Consider the following 16850-nt stretch of genomic DNA (forward strand, 5'->3'; position numbering starts at 1 on the left):
CAACACTCCTGACAGCTCTTGATCACGGCGACGAGTATGCCACAGGCTCCGGGGGCTGGCCAGACCGAGGTGAGCATCACCGCATCGGGGGTTGCCAATCCTGAATGCGTCGTACCTGCGCGTCGGCGACCGCGTCGGGCAGTGCCCGCATGGCCGTGTCGCGCAGCCACACCGCCGGCGCGGAGCGCCACTGTCCGACGCGTCCGATGGCCCTCGCCTGACGCGCGATGCGTTGGGTTCGCGCCCGCCGCAGACGGTCGTACCCCGCCAGCGCGGCATCGATGTCGGCGCCCGGTCGGGACAGCAGCGCGGTGAGGGTCGCGGCGTCCTCCATGGCCTGGTTCGCCCCCTGGCCCAGGTTCGGGGTCATGGCGTGCGCGGCGTCGCCGACGAGGGCGCGACGCCCGTCGACGAATGTCCGCAACGGGTCGGCCAGCTCTTCGATGGGCAGCACCCCGACGCTCTCCGGGGCGGTCGCGTCGAGAACCTGCCCGACGGAGGCGTGCCATCCCGAGAACCGCTGCCGCACTTCGTCGATGCCACCTGGCGAGACCTCTCTCGGATACGTGACGGCCGCGAACCAGTACACGTGCCCGTCGGGCAGCGGCGCGATACCGAACCGGTGTCCGCGCCCCATCGTCTCCCCCGCGGCGTCGAGGTCGACAGGGTGCGCGGTGATCGCCCGCCAGGCGATGTAGCCGCTGTAGGTGACGCCCGGGTCGTCGCCGATCGCGGCCCGCACCCGGCTGCGCAGACCGTCGGCGCCGACGACGAGATCGCAGTCGTCGAGAATCGTCCCGTCGTCGAGGACGACGCCGCGGTCGAGCACGTCGCGCACGCCCGTCCCGGTGCGGATCTCGACCCCCGGCCCGAGCCGGGACAACAGTGCATCGTGAAGGTCCCCGCGCCGCACCACCCGGAGGTCCGCGAGGACCTCCGGGGAGAACCGGGAGAGCCACCGGCCGTCGGGTCGGCGGGTTCCGCTCACGGTGGGCGAAACCTCGACGGGGTCCGGGACCACCGATCGCAACCCCAGGGACTCGAGCGCCTTCAACCCGTTACCGAACAGACTGAGGCCGGAACCGCCGCCGCGCACCTCCGGCGCCCGCTCGATCAGTACGACCTCGGCTCCGATCGACCCGAGACCGGCCGCCGTGCACAGCCCGGCGATGCCCGCGCCCACGATCACGACCTTCATGACCCGCTCCCGGCCCTCGACTTCTCCAACTGGAGAAAAGGCTAGCAGATAAACTTCTCCACGTGGAGAAATCATCCGGACGGCCGACGCGTCAGACGCTGCTCGACGCGGGCATCGAATTGATCGGCTCGCTCGGGGAGCGGCAGGCGTCGACCCGGGCCGTCGAGGACGCCGCCGGCGTGCCGCACGGCAGCATCCGCCATCACTTCGGCGGGCGGGCCGGGTTCCTCGCGGCGCTCGTCGAGCACGTGTTCACCCTCGATGTCCCGGCGTCCGGCGAGTCACCCCGCGATGCGATCGTGCGGTGGCTGGGCCCCGATCGGACACGGACCCGCGCGCGTTACGAGCTGCTCCTGCTCGCGACCCGGGATGACGAGCTGCGGGCGCGGATGGTCGCCGGCCGCGACCGCTTCGTGACGAGACTCGTCGACGCCGGCATGGCCGCATCCGCTGCCCAACAGTTGGTCGCCGCCCTCGACGGCCTGGTGCTCGACGCCCTCCTGCGCGATTCCGACGGCACGGGCGACGCCCACGACCCCGGACGGCTGCTGGGCGCCCTCGGTTAGTCCGGGATCGTCGACGGGTTCTGCGGCGGGCGACCGCAGATGCGCCGCCCGTTCGTCGACGCCGGGCCGTCGATCGTGGAAGTGACCGCAGCCGGCAGGTGCAGGTCGACCCGGCCGGCGATGCGATGGGCACAGGGCTCGCTCACCTCGGGTGTCGGCCGGCGGATGGTCCGGCACGAAGCGCGGGCCGAGGTGGCCCTCCGAGGGTGTGCGCTGCGACATCGGCGCTGCAGCATCGGCGGTGCGGCATGACCGGCGCTGCGGCATCGGTGGTGCGGCATGACCGGCGGGGATGTTCTTCCCTACTTGCGCCGCGGATTCGCCTTCGCGCGCTCGTGGACCAGGCGCAGACCCTCCAGCGTCAGGTGCGGGTGGTGGTCGGTGAGCGACCGGCATTCCTCGAACATGAGCGGTGCCAGATAGCCGGTGGCGACCACCGTGACGTCGTCGCCGTCGAAACCGGGGACGGTGTCGCAGACCCGGTCGACGAGCGCGTCGACCTGACCGGCGAAACCATAGAGAATGCCCGACTGCAGGGCCTCGACGGTGTTCTTGCCCAGGACGCTGCGCGGCGGCATCAGTTCGACCTTGCGCACGGTCACGGTGTGCTCCGACAAAGCCTCGACCGCCAGGTTCACACCGGGGGCGATGGCCCCGCCGAGGAACTCGCCCTTCGCCGACACCGCGTCGACGACGGTCGCCGTGCCGAAGGCGACGACGATACACGGTCCGCCGTACTCGTGATGTGCCGCAAGGCAGTTCGACACCCGGTCGGTGCCGACCTCCTTGGGGTTGTCGACCAGGAGTGGAACCCCGGTGCGCACCCCGGGCTCCAACAACACGTGCGGACCGTCGCCGAAGTAGCGCGGTAGCATGACGCGCAGCTCGCGCAGCAGCGACGGGACCGTCGAGAGCGCACTGACACCGGTGACCTGCTCGATGTCGGAGCCGAGCATGCCGCGGAAGACCCACGCCAGTTCGTCGGCGGTGTAGTGCGGATCGGTGTGGATACGCCAGTCCTGCACCAGCCGCGCGTGATCCCCGGACCCCGCGAAGGCGCCGATGTGGATGTTGGTGTTGCCGACGTCGACGGTGAGCAGCATCGGGTGCGCGCCTACCCGTCCGTCAGATCGAGGCGTCGGCGAGCACCGGCTCCGGGTGGCGCGGGTCGAGCAGACCCGAGCCCTCGGGCGCGTGCGCCGGATCGTCGCCGGACTCGAGGATGCGGTTGTTCTCGTCGACGAACACGACCCTCGGCGAGTACTCCTTCAACTCGTCCTCGTCCAGCATGCCGTAGGCGATGATGATCACAAGGTCGCCCGGGTGGACGAGATGCGCTGCGGCACCGTTGATCCCGATGACGCCCGTACCCCGCTCACCGGCGATCGCGTAGGTCACCAGACGGTTGCCGTTGTCGATGTCGACGATGGTGACCTGTTCGCCCTCGAGGAGGCCGGCGGCGTCGAGGAGATCCTGATCGATCGTCACCGAGCCGACGTAGTGCAGATCCGCCTGGGTCACGGTGGCGCGGTGGATCTTCGAGGTCATCATGGTTCGCAGCATGGATCTACTGTCCCTTCTCGGACGTGGGTACGGGTCCGGAGAGTTCTTCCTGCAGGGCGTCGAGGCCGCCGATGGTGACACCGACATTGTCGATCAGGCGCGCCGGGCCGAGTCGAGCGGCGACGAGGAGCCGTCCCGGCCCCTTGACCGGGGGCTCCTCCAGATTGCGACCGCGCAGCACGAGATACTCGACCTCGATCTCCGGCACGGTGTCCAGAACCGCCTGCGCGGCGGCGACGATCGCGTCCCGGCCGCCCTCCGCGGCATGCGCACCGGCGACGAGCGCCGCCGACAGCGTCGTGGCGAGCGCCCGCTGCTCCTGCGAAAGGTAACGGTTGCGCGAACTCATGGCCAGGCCGTCGGCCTCGCGCACCGTCGGCACGCCGACGATCTCGACGTCGAGGTTGAGGTCGGTGACCATCTGGTTGATGAGGATGAGCTGCTGGTAGTCCTTCTCACCGAAGTACGCCGCATTCGGTCCGACGATGTTGAGGAGTTTGAGGACCACGGTGAGCATCCCGGCGAAATGGCCGGGGCGTGAGACGCCGTCGAGGATCTCGCCGGTGTCGCCCGGGTGCACCATCGTGCGGCGGCCGTTGGGATACATCTCGGCCGCGGACGGTGCGAAGACGAGTTCGACGCCCTGCGGTTCGAGCAGGGCGAGGTCGGCCTCGAGGGTGCGCGGATAGGCGTCGAGATCCTCGTTCGGGCCGAACTGCAGCGGGTTGACGAAGATCGACACCACCACCACCGTGTTGGCCTTCGCCTTGGCCATCTTGACCAGTTGCAGATGCCCCTGGTGCAGCGCGCCCATGGTCGGGACCAGCACGACCCGCTTGCCCGCGGACCGCAGGGCTCGGGTGACCCGCGACAGCGTCGCCGGGTCGTGGTGCACGGTCAGCCGACCGGGCTTGTAGGAGGGCGCCTCCTCGGACGGGACACTCACGGCATCTCCTTCGATCGCTGGTGTCATCACGGGGTTGGTCATCACGGGGTTGGTCGTCACGCCGACCGTCCTTCGAGGAGGTCGAGCAGGGCACGTGGGGCATCGGTGGCGTCGGCGGCGCGGCGCGCCATCATCCGGTAGGACTCGGCGATCCCGTGCTCGCCGTCGCCGCCGCGAATGGCCCGCAGGGCCGCGAGATGGCGCCGGACCGCCTCGGCGTCGCCGCGCGCGACCGGCCCGGTCAGCGCCGACGGACCGAGGTCGAGGACGTTGTTGAGCGACGCCCGCACGAGCGGGGCCAGGATGCGTTCGGCGAGCCGCCCGGCGTTCCCGTCGACGGTCGCGGCATCGCGCCCGGAGTGGTCGATCGCGGCATTCAGCGCGGCCACCGCATCGGAGATGAGGGCGATCAGATGGTTGGCCCCGTGTGCGAGGGCGGCGTGGTAGAGAGTGCGGTCGGACTCGGCGATCCGGACCGGCTCGCCACCCATCTCCAGGACCAGCGACGAGGCGATCGCCTCGCCCACCGGGTCGTCGGCGGTGACGGCGAAGCACGCGTTGGTGAGGCGGGCGGTGTCCTCGGCGGTGCCGACGAAGGTCATCGCGGGATGAAGCGCGAGCCCCAGGGCGCCACGCGCGGTGACCGGGGCGAGGATTCCGACGCCGTGCGCGCCCGCGGTGTGGGCGACGATCGTGCCCGGGCGCATCGCGCCGGAGTCCGCGACCTGCGCGACCACGCCCGGCAACTCGGTGTCGGGCACGCTGACCAGCAGCAACTCCGATCGTGCGATGACGGCGTCGAGGTCGCGGATCTCCGAGTCGGGCAGCCGCTCGGCGGCACGGGCACGCGACGCCGACGAACGGGCGACGACGGCGCCGACGACGTGGCCCGCCTTCTCCAGCGCCTCGCCGAGCGCGGTACCGACACGGCCGGCCGACACGATGCCGACGGTCAGGCGCGCGGGAGTGGGCAGATTCGACGTCCCGGGAAACGGGTCGACCCGTCGGCGCAGAGTGGCGCCGGAGTCGAGGTGCACGTCATCACCGAACGCGTCTCCGGCGTCGCTGCCGAAGGCGTCGTCGCCACCGGGGCGCCGAGCGAACGGCACGCCGGGATCGCCGGTCGGTGAGGTCACCGCTGTCCTCCGTGGGTTCGTTCCAGTCCCGCCTTCACCGGACCGCGTCACGGGGTCGATCTCTCCGCAGCGGCGCCGGCACGGGTACCAGACGTTGCAGAGCAAGGGTAGGACTCACCGCACCCGGTGCGGCAATTCTGTGACAGGTGTCACTGGCCGGTCCCTGCTCGTGGACGCCGAGGGGAGGCCGGTCCCGCCCCAACGCCATACCGCGCGGTCGCGATGACACAACCCGACGATCGAGGAGCCGGTTCGGCCCGGGGATGCCTGCTGTCCGGCGTACGCTGGGTCCGACAGCGATCCCCTCGCCGAACATCGAGCACAGGGAGCTGCAGATGAGCCTGGAACCGGGTACTCAGTTCGCCGGCTACACGATCGTGCGCAGGATCGGGGCGGGCGGGATGGGAACGGTGTACCTGGCCGAGCACCCGCGTCTCCCCCGGTTCGACGTGATCAAGGTGCTGGCCGAGCACGTCTCCAACGATCCGACGTTCCGCGCCCGCTTCACCCGCGAGGCCGACCTCGCCGCCCAGCTCGATCATCCGTGCGTCGTCAGCGTCTACGATCGCGGCGAGGTCGACGGACTGCTGTGGATCTCGATGCAATACGTCCCGGGCACCGACGCCGCCGAACTCCTCGAGGCCAATCCCGGTGGGCTCCCGGTCGACGATGCGGTGGCGGTGGGCGATTCGATCGGCGCCGCCCTCGATCACGCCCACCGGCATGGACTGCTCCATCGCGACGTGAAGCCGGCCAACATCCTGATCAGCTCGCCACAGACCACCGTCCCGGGTGCCCGCGGCACCGACGACGAACGCCGGATCCGATTGGCCGACTTCGGGATCGCGCGGCAGACCGACGGCGGCACGGCGCTCACGTCGGCGAATCTGGTGATCGGCTCGTTCCCGTATTCCTCACCGGAGCAGCTGTCGGCCGAACCGCTCGACGCCCGCAGCGACGTCTACTCCCTCGCCTGCACGGTGTTCGAATTACTCACCGGCACAGTGCCCTTCACCGCACGCACGCCGATGATGATGATCCATCACCATCTCTCCACCCCACCGCCCGATGCCGCGGCACTGCGCCGGGGCCTGCCGCGCGGGGTGTCCGACGCGATCCGCCACGGTCTCGCGAAGCGACCCGACGACCGCCCGTCGACCGCGGGGGCGTTCGCCGCCGAACTGCGCGCCGCGGCGGCCGCCACCGGATACCTCCCGGCCCCGTCGGGACTTCTCGCGGCCGGGGCGGCACCCCCGGTGACGGAGACCTTGCGGGCCCGCTCTCCCGTCACACCACCCACACAGGTGGCGCGGACCGAACAGGTCCCAACCGCACCCGCCTCCCGCCCCACCACCGTCCACCGGCCACCGACCCCGGCCGGGCCCGTCGGGTTCCCCACCGCGACGGCCTATTCCGCGCTGCCCGGGCACAGCGGCGGCGTCGCCGACCCCGGGTCGACGATGATCCGCGCGTCAGGCGATCTCCCGCTGGGCGGCCTCCCCTCCGGGGCTCACCCGTCGAGTACCCGACCGGCAAGCGCCCACCCGACAAGTGCCCGCCCCACCGGAGCCGAGGCGGCCCGCCTGACCACGGCATCGCTGGCCTGCGGTATCGCCGCGGTGCCCCTGAGCATCGTCGGCGGGTTCGGCCTGCCGGTGGGCGTGGCCGGGTGGTATCTGGCCGGACGCGGCCGGCATTCGTCGGCGGCCGTCCTCGCCCGCACATTGTGCGTCGTCGGCATGATTCTCAGCCTCGGCATCCTGTGTTTCGCGATCGGCCGTGCGGAGGCATTGCAGTTCTGAGCCGGCCCTGCCCGCGAGGCCCTACCGGCCGAACAGTCCGGAGGAGCCCCCGTACGACGGCTCGTCGTCGCCCTTGCCCTGCCGCGCCATCACTCGCAGCACGGCATCGACGAGCCACAGCGTGAGCACGCCCGCGATGATGTCGACGACATCGTCGAATGGCGACCGGAAACGCGGCGAGAACGGATCGAGGACCTCCGTCGCCGGGACCCCGAGCAATTGCCCGGTGCCGTTGACGATGGTGTCGACCGGATTCGCGGCCCAGCCCTCGTAGGCATTGACCGCGAGCAGGGCGATGACCGGAACCGCGAGAATCCACCAGAATTGGCGACGCCGCGCGATGGACCACGCGACGATCAACAGCACGACGAATGCGGGCATGTGGTCGGAACAGAAGTTGAGGATGCCGAACTCACCCGAGCGCACCAGGACGGGAACCTGTCCGCCCCAGAATCCCAGTGCGCCGACCGCACCGATGGGAACGGCGAAGGCCGCGCGGGTGACGCTTCGCGACCAGAATGCCAGTACCAGCACCATGTAGATCGGCATCAGGGCGGTGAGCGTCCAGATCAGGATGAGGCTCGTCGCCGGCCCGTTGGCGACGTAGTTCGCGTGGTACTCGGGGAACGGGGTCTCGTTCAACGGGTCGAAGGTGAAGAGCCACAACACCATTGGCCACCATGCGAGCACCGGCAGGAAGAACGCCGCACTGATGAGGGTGCGAGTGAGAGGCGTGCCCCGCTCGGTGTAACGGATCGCTGCGCGTGGTGAGCCCGCCCGGTCGGAGAGACCGGGAACACCGCCCGCCAACGCTCCGCTCATGAATGGCAGTGTAGGGCGATCGTCCCAGTCGCACGACTCGATTTCGAAAGCAACGTCACGGAACTGGTCCGAACGGATGACGAATCGATACGAATTCGAAGAATTCGTCGTAGACACGTCCGATTTCACGGCGCGGCTGTGGTATTCGGGCCCCGACCACGACGACACAATGCCGTACGCCGACCGCATAATTCGCAGGCAGAAATCGCAACCGGAAGACGATCCGAATGCAATCCGAGCGTGATTCCCCAGTGGTACCGGAACAGTGGTATCGGAACGGTGGTATCGGAACGCTGGATATCGAGGCCACTCGATCGCACCCGTGAAGCCCCGGTCACGCTCCGGGCATCGCCCCGGCGGGAATCCGACCGGGCGGCCGTTCAGCGGGTCAGTCTGCCCGACGCCGGCGTCTGCCGCCGGAGTTCTCGGATTCCTGGCGCAACTGGTTCAACAGTTCGGAGACCGGGAGGCCCGCCGAATGCGCCGATTCCTTGGACTCTGCCGCACGGCGCCGGCGGCCACCGCTGTAGGGGCTCGTCGGACGACCGGCCTCGTGCCGACCCTTGGCGCTCAGGAACGGCGGGGGTTCGACGTCGGCGTCGTCGGTCGACGGCACGTCGCTCCTCGCCGGCCCGCCGACCGGAGCTCCCTCGCCGCGCGATTCGGCGGAGCCCGTCGCGGTCGCCCACTCGTCGGTCGGGGTGTCGTCGGTGAAGTCCGTCGATGCGCCGGCGCCGTGCTCGGGGGTCTCCACGACCTCGGCATCGGACACGTCCTCGGACTCCGCCGGCGACGCGGCGGTCTCCCCGCCGGCCTCGGTGGCCGGGACATAGGGCGTCGGGCCGGCGCCCGGACGGTCCACGTCGTGCAGCGGGACCTCGGTCGCGATGCGGCCGGAGATCGGATCGTCGGTGACGACGGGGATGACCTCGGTCATCTCGTTGGGGTCGACCGAGTCGGAGTGACGGCCGTCGTCGGCGACGGGAGCGGTGGCCGCGAAGTCGCGTGCGGCGAGCACGCCGTCGTCGTCGTAACCGGGGCCGTACGGCGGCACCCCGCCGAACGCGCCCGCATGGGAGCCGGCGCCCGACCCGGACAGCCCCGAGGCGAGCTCGCGCAGCTTCTCGTTCGACAGCGCCGCCCGCTGATCCGGGAGCGGCTCGCCGAGCAGCATCTCCAGGCTCGACCGCAGCGCGAGAACCTGGGCCTTGAGTTCGGAGAGCTCCTCGTTGGCCTCCGCGGTGATCTCCTTGCGGATGGTGGTCTCGACGTCGAGCTCGTACTGGCGGCGGGCGGCGATCTCCCGCTCGAGCTGGAGTTCGTAGACGAGGCGCAGATCGCGGCTCTTCGCCTCGGCGCTCTCGGCCTGGCGGCGGAACTTGGTGACGAGGATCGCGCCGATGACCGCAGCCCACAGCGCCGAGATGACCGCCAGCGATCCGGTGATCGACAGGCGGTCGGTGAACACCATCAGCACACTCGCGGCCAGCGAGAGCACGATCAACAATCCGAGCAGCCACTGCGCCGCCGACCGCCTGGAGCGTCGCGTGTCGGCGGAACGGCCGTTCGAGGTCGTCATGATCGTGAACTTACCCGCTGTGAGTGCATTCGGACGCCAACCGGGTGCGGAGTTTTGCATATCGGCAACGTGTTATGCACTGCATTCGGACCGATCGGAGGGTGATTCAGGCCCCTTCGACCGGGGGTGGGTCGTCCGGTGCGCGACAGCAGTATTCGAGCCACATCGCGGCAGCGACGAGAATCACCCCGCCGACGAGGCCGACGATGGCGCCCGGGCGGTCGTGATCGGCGGCGGCGACATCGTGCTGGGAGAGCAGGAAGACCAGCAGCCCCGTCCACACGCCGACGGCGATGGCGCCGAGGATCGCGGATGCCTTGGCCAGGGCGAGGACTCGCGCCGCGGTGAGCGGATGCAGCTGGCCACGTGCTCGCCCGATCTGGCGGGATTCGACACGGGCGCGGACGACGAACGCGATGACGACCTCGAGCGCGGCGAGCACGTAGAGCACGACGCCGGCCAACAGTGGCAGCGGCGGGAAATCGGAGTAGTTGTAGCGCACCAGAATCCACGCGGCGATCGCGGTCACCACGGCGATCAGCAGCAGATCGCGCAGACGCGTGGGCCCGAGACCCGACTCCTCCTCGTCGTCCTGGCCGGGCTTGTGCGGATCCGGAAGTGTCATGCGCATCCTTCCCCGTCGAGACGCTCCACCACGCGCACCGCGTCACGCTCGGCCGGGTCGAGCGCGGCCACGAGGTCCCGCACCGGACGCTGTCCCGCCGGGGTCCACAGCTCGGCGTCGGAATCGATCTCCAGCCACGGCACGAGGACGAAGGCACGCTCGCCGGCCCGCGGATGCGGCAGGGTCAGGGTCGGGTCGTCGTCCACCACGACCCGACCACCGTCCTCGACGCTGATCACATCGACGTCGAGAGTGCGTGGCCCCCAACGGATGTCACGGGTGCGCCGGGCGGCTTGCTCGAGTTCGACGCCGCGCTCGAACCAGTCGCGCGCGGTCTGCGGGCCGTCGACGATCAGGGTGATGTTGAGGAAGTCGTCCTGCTGCACCCCACCCCACGGCGGAGTCGCGTAGACGGACGAGACGGCGACGAGTTCGCCGGCGAAGGCGTCGACCACCGAGCGCAGGTGCCCCAGGGAGTCACCCACGTTCGATCCGGCCGACAGCACCGCACGACTCATCGCATGCCCTCGCGTGTCATCGCATGCCCTTCCGCGACCGCCGGGTCACCACCGCGACGTCCTCGAACGTCAGCGGGATGGGCGCGGACGGTTTGTGCACCACCACCTCACAGGCGTTGATGCGCTCGTCGTCCATGATCTTCTCCGCGATCTCGGCTCCCACGGTCTCGATGAGATTGCGCGGCGGCCCGCCGACGATCTCGGCGGCCTGCTGCGCGAGGGCGCCGTAGTCGACGGTGTCGGCGAGGTCGTCCGACGCCGCGGCGGCCCGCAGGTCGAGCCACAGGGTGATGTCGATGAAGAAGTCCTGGCCGTCGGCACGCTCGTGGTCGAAGACCCCGTGATTGCCACGGACCCTCAGGCCGCGCAGTTCGATCCGGTCAGCCATGCGTTCCTCCTGACGGGGTGGTCGCGCGGGAGCCGCCGGTCCGCCACGCCGCCGCGACGGCCACCGCGTCGAAGCTGCCGGCCACGTCGTGCACGCGGACGCCCCATGCGCCCGCGGCCGCGGAGAGCGCGGAGATCGCCGCGGTGGCGACGTCGCGATCGGACGGCGGCCGGTCCACACCGTCGCGGGCCAGCAGGGTGCCGAGGAAGCGCTTGCGCGACGCTCCGACGAGCACCGGGAAACCGAGCCCGATGAGGGTGGGCAGCGCGTGCAGCAGCGCCCAGTTGTGGTCGGCGGTCTTCGCGAAACCCAGCCCGGGGTCGAGGATGAGGCGGTCCGGATCGACGCCCGCCGACACCGCGGCGTCGACCTGGGCGAGCAACTCCCCGCTCACCTCGGCGACCACGTCGCGGTAACCGCCGACGTCACCGATCCGATGGGTGAAGCGACGGTCGTCGCTGTCCCCTGTGGGACGCCAGTGCATGAGGATCCACGGCAGGCCGGCGTCGGCGACGACCCGGGCCATGTCCGCGTCGGCACGCCCGCCGGAGACGTCGTTGATGATGGCCGCGCCCGCCTCGATCGCCGCCGACGCCACGCAAGCTCGCATCGTGTCGACGGAGACGACGACCCCCTGATCGGCGAGGGCGCGGATGACCGGGGCGACTCGGGCCGCCTCGACCTCGGGGTCGACGCGGATCGCGCCCGGACGGGTCGACTCCCCGCCGACGTCGATGAGATCGGCGCCCTGCGCGACGAGTTCGAGACCGTGCGCGACCGCCGCCTCGGTGTCGAGATACCGCCCGCCGTCGGAGAAGGAATCGGCGGTGACGTTGAGGACACCCATCACGAGCGTCCGGTGGTCACCACCGCCGACCGGGATCGCCTTGTCCGGACTCACCGGGTGATCAGGTCGAGGGCTTCGCCGCGGGACACCGCACTGGTCTTGAAGATGCCGCGGACGGCCGACGTCGTCGTGGTCGCACCCGGCTTCCGGATGCCGCGCATCGCCATGCACAGGTGTTCGGCCTCGATGACGACGATGACGCCGCGCGGCTCGAGCTTGCGCATGATCGCATCGGCGATCTGGGTGGTGAGACGCTCCTGGACCTGGGGGCGCTTGGCGTACAGGTCCACCAGACGCGCGAGCTTGGAGAGGCCGGTCACGCGGCCCGACGCCCCCGGGATGTAACCGACGTGCGCCACACCGTGGAACGAGACCAGGTGGTGTTCGCAGGTCGAATACATCGGGATGTCCTTCACGAGGACCATCTCGTCGTGGTCCTCGTCGAAGGTGGTCGCGAGGACCTCGTCGGGGTCGGTGTAGAGACCGGCGAACATCTCACGGTAGGCGTTGGCCACGCGCGTGGGGGTGCGTCGCAGGCCCTCACGGTCGGGGTCCTCCCCGACGGCGAGCAACAGTTCCCGCACCGCGGCCTCGGCACGGGCCTGGTCGAACGTCGATCGGTGCCCATCCACTACGGCGTCCTGCCGCTCACTGATCGTCATCAGTCAACCTTACGAGCTTCGTCCGTTCTGACCGTCACCGGCACCTTCACCGTTCCCGCGGCCGTTCTCCCCGTGGTGGCCCCAGCCGTTGGCCCCGTTGCCGTTGGCGGCGGGACGATCGGCGGGCTGCTGCTCGGGCGGCCATCCGGGTGCCGACCAGTCGCGCGGCGCACCGTAGTCGGGACGGGTGCTCCCGGTGTAGGGGCCACCGGGCGGCGGGGTCTGATGCCCCGGGGCAGGGTACGGCCGGGACTCATACGGCGGCTGCGGGCCCGGGTACGGGGTCGGATACTGCGCAGGCGGGTACTGCGGGCTCGGGTATTGCGGGCTCGGATACTGATGGCCCGTGTACGGGGCCGCCGGCTTACCCATCGGGACCCCGCCGGTGTGGCCCGCCTCCGGGGCGGAGGGTCGGTCGGCGACCTGCGCGGTCTGGCTCGCGCCCACCGGCTCGGGAACCTTCGATTCCTCCGGCGGCCACGGCTCGCCGCGCTCGGCGGCCAGTTCGCCCGGGGTCTTCACCGGCGGCTTGTCGCTCGGGGTGCGCTCGCCGAAATCGTTGAACGCCGTGATGCGCGGGCGCTTCTCGACGTCGACGAAGATCTTCTCCAGGTCCTTGCGGGTCAGCGTCTCCTTCTCGAGCAGCTGGCTGGCCAGCACGTCGAGCGTGTCGCGGTACTCGGTGAGGATGGCCCACGCCTCGGTGTGCGCGGCCTCGATGAGACGGCGGACCTCGTCGTCGATCTCGCGGGCGATCTCGGCGGAGTACGCCGACTGGGTGCCCATCGAGCGCCCCAGGAACGGATCGCCCTGCTCCTGGCCGTAGCGGACCGCGCCGAGCTTGGCGCTCATGCCGTACTCGGTGACCATCGCACGCGCGATCTTGGTGGCCTGGTCGATGTCCGACGATGCACCGGTGGTCGGCTCGTGGAACACCAGTTCCTCGGCCGCCCGGCCACCCATCGCCATGACCAGGCGCGCGATCATCTCCGACCGCGTCATCAGGTCCTTGTCCTGCTCGGGCACGGCCAGCGCATGGCCGCCGGTTCGGCCGCGGGCGAGGATGGTGACCTTGTAGATCGGGTCGAGGTCGGGCATCGCCCACGCGGCGAGCGTGTGACCACCCTCGTGATAGGCGACGACCTTGCGCTCGTGCTCGCTGATGATGCGGCTCTTGCGGCGCGGGCCGCCGATGACGCGATCGACCGCCTCTTCCAGGGCCTCGGCGGTGATCACCTGCTTGTTCTCGCGCGCGGTCAGCAGCGCGGCCTCGTTGATGACGTTCGCCAGGTCGGCGCCGGACATGCCCGGCGTGCGCTTGGCCAGACCGTCGAGGTCGACGTCGGGGCCGATCGGCTTGCCCTTGGCGTGCACGCGCAGGATGGCGCGGCGGCCGGCCATGTCGGGGTTGCCGACCGGGATCTGACGGTCGAAGCGACCCGGGCGCAGCAGCGCGGGGTCGAGGATGTCGGGACGGTTGGTGGCCGCGATGACGATGATCCCGGAGCGGTCGCCGAAGCCGTCCATCTCGACGAGCAGCTGGTTCAGCGTCTGCTCGCGCTCGTCGTGCCCGCCGCCGAGTCCGGCGCCGCGCTGACGGCCGACGGCGTCGATCTCGTCGACGAAGATGATGCACGGCGCACTGTTCTTGGCCTGCTCGAACAGGTCGCGAACGCGGGAGGCGCCGACGCCGACGAACATCTCGACGAAGTCCGAGCCGGAGATGGTGAAGAACGGGACCCCGGCCTCACCCGCGACCGCGCGCGCCAGCAGGGTCTTGCCGGTTCCGGGCGGGCCGAACAGGAGGACGCCCTTGGGGATCTTCGCGCCGAGCGCCTGGTAGCGGGCCGGGTTCTGCAGGAAGTCCTTGATCTCGTAGAGCTCCTCGACCGCCTCGTCGGCGCCGGCGACGTCGGCGAAGGTGGTCTTGGGCATGTCCTTGGTGAGCTGCTTGGCGCGGGACTTGCCGAAGCCCATCACGCCGCCGCGGCCGCCGCCCTGCATGCGGCTCATCACGAAGAAGAACAGACCGAACAGCAGGATCATCGGCAGGACGAAGATCAGGATCTGCCAGAGGATCGACTGCTCGTTGACGTTGGTGGTGTACGGTGCGCCGGTCTTCTCGACCGCCTCGAAGATCTGCTCACCGGCCTGCGCGGGGTACTTGGCGCTGATCTTGCCGACGTCGGCGTCGTCGACCTTGACCGGGGTCTTCAGCTCGATGCGCAGCTGCTGCTCACGGTCGTCGATGCTGATGAACTTGGTGTTCTTCTTGTCCAGCTGCTCCAGCGCGACAGAGGTGTCGACGCCGCGGTACTCGCGGTTGGAGTCGCTCATCACGCTCCAGCCCCACAGGGCGAGCAGGACGAGCGCCAGGATGGCGAGGTTGCGGAAGACTGTCTTACGGTTCATGCCAGTTGGTGGGGGCCGATCCGGCACGCGAGAGGTCTTCCTGCGCGCCTACGCCGTTCCCATGTCCTTCCCATCGACGTACACATTGAGGCTACCGGTCAACGATCGCGCAGGTGAAACCGTTCCCGGCCGGTCAGGGCAGGTGTGGGTCAGCTGGAGTACACCGACGGCTTGAGCCGGCCGATGTAGGGCAGGTCGCGGTAACGCTCGGCGTAGTCGAGGCCGTATCCGACGACGAACTCGTTGGGGATGTCGAAGCCCACGTCGGCGACCCGGACCGGGGCCTTGACGGCCTCGGGCTTGCGCAGCAGGGTGCACACCTCGAGGCTGCGCGGTGAACGCGTGGCCAGGTTCTTCAGCAGCCACGACAGGGTGAGGCCGGAGTCGATGATGTCCTCGACGATCAGCACGTCGCGGCCCTCGATGTCGCGGTCGAGATCCTTGAGGATCCGCACGACGCCCGAGGACGAGGTCGACGACCCGTAGCTCGAGACCGCCATGAACTCCAGCTGCGACGGGATGGGCAGCGCCCGCGCGAAATCGGTCATGAACATCACCGCCCCCTTGAGGACGCCGATCAGGACCAGGTCCTCTTCGATGTCGGCGTAGCGGGAGGCGACGGACGCGGCGAGCTCGGCGGTGCGCTGCCGAATCTGCTCCTGGGTGATCAGAACAGCGTCGATGTCAGCGGCATAGGGGTCTGCGGACTGCACTGTTACAGCTTGTCATGCCCGGCGGCCCTCGTGGCCGACGGGTGCGAGATGGGGGTCGCGGACACGTCACGAATCTGTCGTTTGAACGAACTAGCCGCAGGTCGCGGGTCAGTAAGGTGGGTCACAGTGGCGTAACGAACAACAACTCGCGTCACTCCTGCAACAATTTCATACAACCGACTGCATTCTTTTGTGAACGTGGTTATTGCCCGGGTGATCCCGTGGCGCCGGGGGCGAATCCTTCTCCCCCGATCACGTTCCACCCCGATTCCCCAAATCCCTCTTGGGGAATACCCCTCCACGGAAAGAAATCCCCTCGATGACACTTGACCGACAGGACGGGGCATGGGCGCGGACTCGTACGCGCACATTGGTCACCGTAGTGTTTTCCCTTGCCGCAGTGGCGATTACGACACTTGCCGGAATCGCGCAGGCGGCCCCCAGGCCACAGTCGGCTGCGCCCACCTACGACGCGTCATGGAATGCGTCGTCGCTGACCCTCAACCTGCACAATGCGTCGGCGACAACCGAGAATGGCACACTGACAATTCGGGACAATTCGGGCAAGACGTTGTTCCAGATGCCGCTTCTGTACCGATCGGAATATCTGCAATTCCCCATCGACGTGCAGAATTCCGGCAGCCGGGTGACCCTCATCCCGTCGAAGAACGTCGCCCGGGCCGTGCCGGTGGACCCGGTGGAGGCGGAGAACCTCCGCGCCATCGCCCGCCATCAGGTGGCGGCGCCGGAGACCCGGCAGGAACGCGATGATCAGGCCCTCGAGCGCTTCAATTCGCAGTTGCGGACGGGCATGACGGTCTCGTCACTGATCGGGACCGTCGTGGGCGGCATCATCGGCGGGATCGTCGGCTGTGCACTCGGTGTGCCGGCCGCCGGAATCGGCTGCCTCGCGGCCATCCCCCTGGGCACCGCTGCCGGCGCTCTCATCGGCCTCACCCTCGGCGGTGGCGGCACGCTGATCGGCGCGGCGATCCACTACTTCCAGACGATCAACTCGCCGTTCGTCCCGCCCAAGAAGTAGTCGGCAGACAACGCACTCGGAAGACGGTCCG

General features: G+C 69.5%; 18 protein-coding genes. 3 read left to right on the forward strand and 15 right to left on the reverse strand.

What is annotated here, in order from left to right:
- Positions 1-76: 76 nt before the first annotated feature.
- The gene (locus ABFT43_RS08675) at positions 77-1198 is read right to left on the reverse strand and encodes an FAD-dependent monooxygenase (protein WP_347959962.1); all 1122 of its coding nucleotides are present in this window, start codon (positions 1196-1198) and stop codon (positions 77-79) included.
- Positions 1199-1260: 62 nt separating this feature from the next.
- Between ABFT43_RS08675 and ABFT43_RS08680 the strand changes: the two genes are divergently transcribed.
- Positions 1261-1764, forward strand: coding sequence for a TetR/AcrR family transcriptional regulator (locus tag ABFT43_RS08680; RefSeq protein ID WP_347959963.1), 504 nt, complete (start codon positions 1261-1263; stop codon positions 1762-1764).
- Here the strand turns inward: ABFT43_RS08680 and ABFT43_RS08685 are convergent.
- The 5 genes from ABFT43_RS08685 to ABFT43_RS08705 form a co-directional block, all read right to left on the reverse strand.
- Positions 1761-1910: a hypothetical protein gene (locus ABFT43_RS08685; RefSeq protein ID WP_347959964.1), complete on the reverse strand. Its 150-nt coding sequence runs from the start codon at positions 1908-1910 to the stop codon at positions 1761-1763. The genes ABFT43_RS08680 and ABFT43_RS08685 overlap by 4 nt on opposite strands.
- Before the next feature lie 156 nt (positions 1911-2066).
- Entirely contained in the window at positions 2067-2867 is an 801-nt protein-coding gene (locus tag ABFT43_RS08690; RefSeq protein WP_347959965.1) for a type III pantothenate kinase, read from the reverse strand.
- Positions 2868-2889: 22 nt separating this feature from the next.
- Positions 2890-3327, reverse strand: a complete 438-nt coding sequence (gene panD, locus ABFT43_RS08695; protein ID WP_347959966.1) for an aspartate 1-decarboxylase — start codon at positions 3325-3327, stop codon at positions 2890-2892.
- 4 nt (positions 3328-3331) lie between these two features.
- Entirely contained in the window at positions 3332-4273 is a 942-nt protein-coding gene (panC, locus tag ABFT43_RS08700; protein ID WP_457590121.1) for a pantoate--beta-alanine ligase, read from the reverse strand.
- Positions 4274-4329: 56 nt separating this feature from the next.
- The gene (locus ABFT43_RS08705; RefSeq protein ID WP_347959967.1) at positions 4330-5409 is read right to left on the reverse strand and encodes a Rossmann-like and DUF2520 domain-containing protein; all 1080 of its coding nucleotides are present in this window, start codon (positions 5407-5409) and stop codon (positions 4330-4332) included.
- Positions 5410-5744: 335 nt separating this feature from the next.
- On the opposite strand from ABFT43_RS08705, the gene ABFT43_RS08710 reads away from it, so the two are divergent.
- Positions 5745-7211, forward strand: coding sequence for a serine/threonine-protein kinase (locus tag ABFT43_RS08710; RefSeq protein WP_347959968.1), 1467 nt, complete (start codon positions 5745-5747; stop codon positions 7209-7211).
- 21 nt (positions 7212-7232) lie between these two features.
- Here the strand turns inward: ABFT43_RS08710 and ABFT43_RS08715 are convergent, their stop codons facing one another.
- From ABFT43_RS08715 to hpt, 9 genes are all read right to left on the reverse strand, one after another.
- A complete protein-coding gene (locus ABFT43_RS08715; RefSeq protein WP_347959969.1) occupies positions 7233-8033 on the reverse strand; it encodes a hypothetical protein in 801 nt (266 codons plus the stop codon).
- Positions 8034-8421: 388 nt separating this feature from the next.
- Entirely contained in the window at positions 8422-9612 is a 1191-nt protein-coding gene (locus tag ABFT43_RS08720) for a DUF6779 domain-containing protein (protein ID WP_347959970.1), read from the reverse strand.
- Positions 9613-9718: 106 nt separating this feature from the next.
- Entirely contained in the window at positions 9719-10237 is a 519-nt protein-coding gene (locus ABFT43_RS08725; protein WP_347959971.1) for a DUF3180 domain-containing protein, read from the reverse strand.
- Positions 10234-10755, reverse strand: coding sequence for a 2-amino-4-hydroxy-6-hydroxymethyldihydropteridine diphosphokinase (gene folK, locus ABFT43_RS08730; protein ID WP_347959972.1), 522 nt, complete (start codon positions 10753-10755; stop codon positions 10234-10236). Before folK ends, ABFT43_RS08725 begins: the two co-directional genes overlap by 4 nt.
- A gap of 16 nt (positions 10756-10771) precedes the next feature.
- Positions 10772-11143, reverse strand: a complete 372-nt coding sequence (gene folB / locus ABFT43_RS08735; protein ID WP_347959973.1) for a dihydroneopterin aldolase — start codon at positions 11141-11143, stop codon at positions 10772-10774.
- On the reverse strand, positions 11136-11990 hold the full coding sequence (gene folP / locus ABFT43_RS08740) for a dihydropteroate synthase (protein WP_347960100.1): 855 nt from the start codon (positions 11988-11990) through the stop codon (positions 11136-11138). The genes folB and folP overlap by 8 nt, the downstream gene beginning before the upstream one ends.
- Before the next feature lie 50 nt (positions 11991-12040).
- Entirely contained in the window at positions 12041-12652 is a 612-nt protein-coding gene (gene folE, locus ABFT43_RS08745; RefSeq protein WP_347959974.1) for a GTP cyclohydrolase I FolE, read from the reverse strand.
- Between the two features lie 9 nt (positions 12653-12661).
- Positions 12662-15064, reverse strand: coding sequence for an ATP-dependent zinc metalloprotease FtsH (gene ftsH / locus ABFT43_RS08750; RefSeq protein ID WP_347959975.1), 2403 nt, complete (start codon positions 15062-15064; stop codon positions 12662-12664).
- Between the two features lie 149 nt (positions 15065-15213).
- Positions 15214-15777, reverse strand: a complete 564-nt coding sequence (gene hpt / locus ABFT43_RS08755) for a hypoxanthine phosphoribosyltransferase (protein ID WP_168702430.1) — start codon at positions 15775-15777, stop codon at positions 15214-15216.
- Between the two features lie 319 nt (positions 15778-16096).
- Here hpt and ABFT43_RS08760 point away from each other — a divergent pair, with 319 nt between their 5' ends.
- Entirely contained in the window at positions 16097-16819 is a 723-nt protein-coding gene (locus tag ABFT43_RS08760; protein WP_347960101.1) for a glycine zipper family protein, read from the forward strand.
- Positions 16820-16850: the final 31 nt, after the last annotated feature.

The sequence above is a fragment of the Gordonia aurantiaca genome, assembly GCF_039939235.1.
Lineage (GTDB): Bacteria > Actinomycetota > Actinomycetes > Mycobacteriales > Mycobacteriaceae > Gordonia.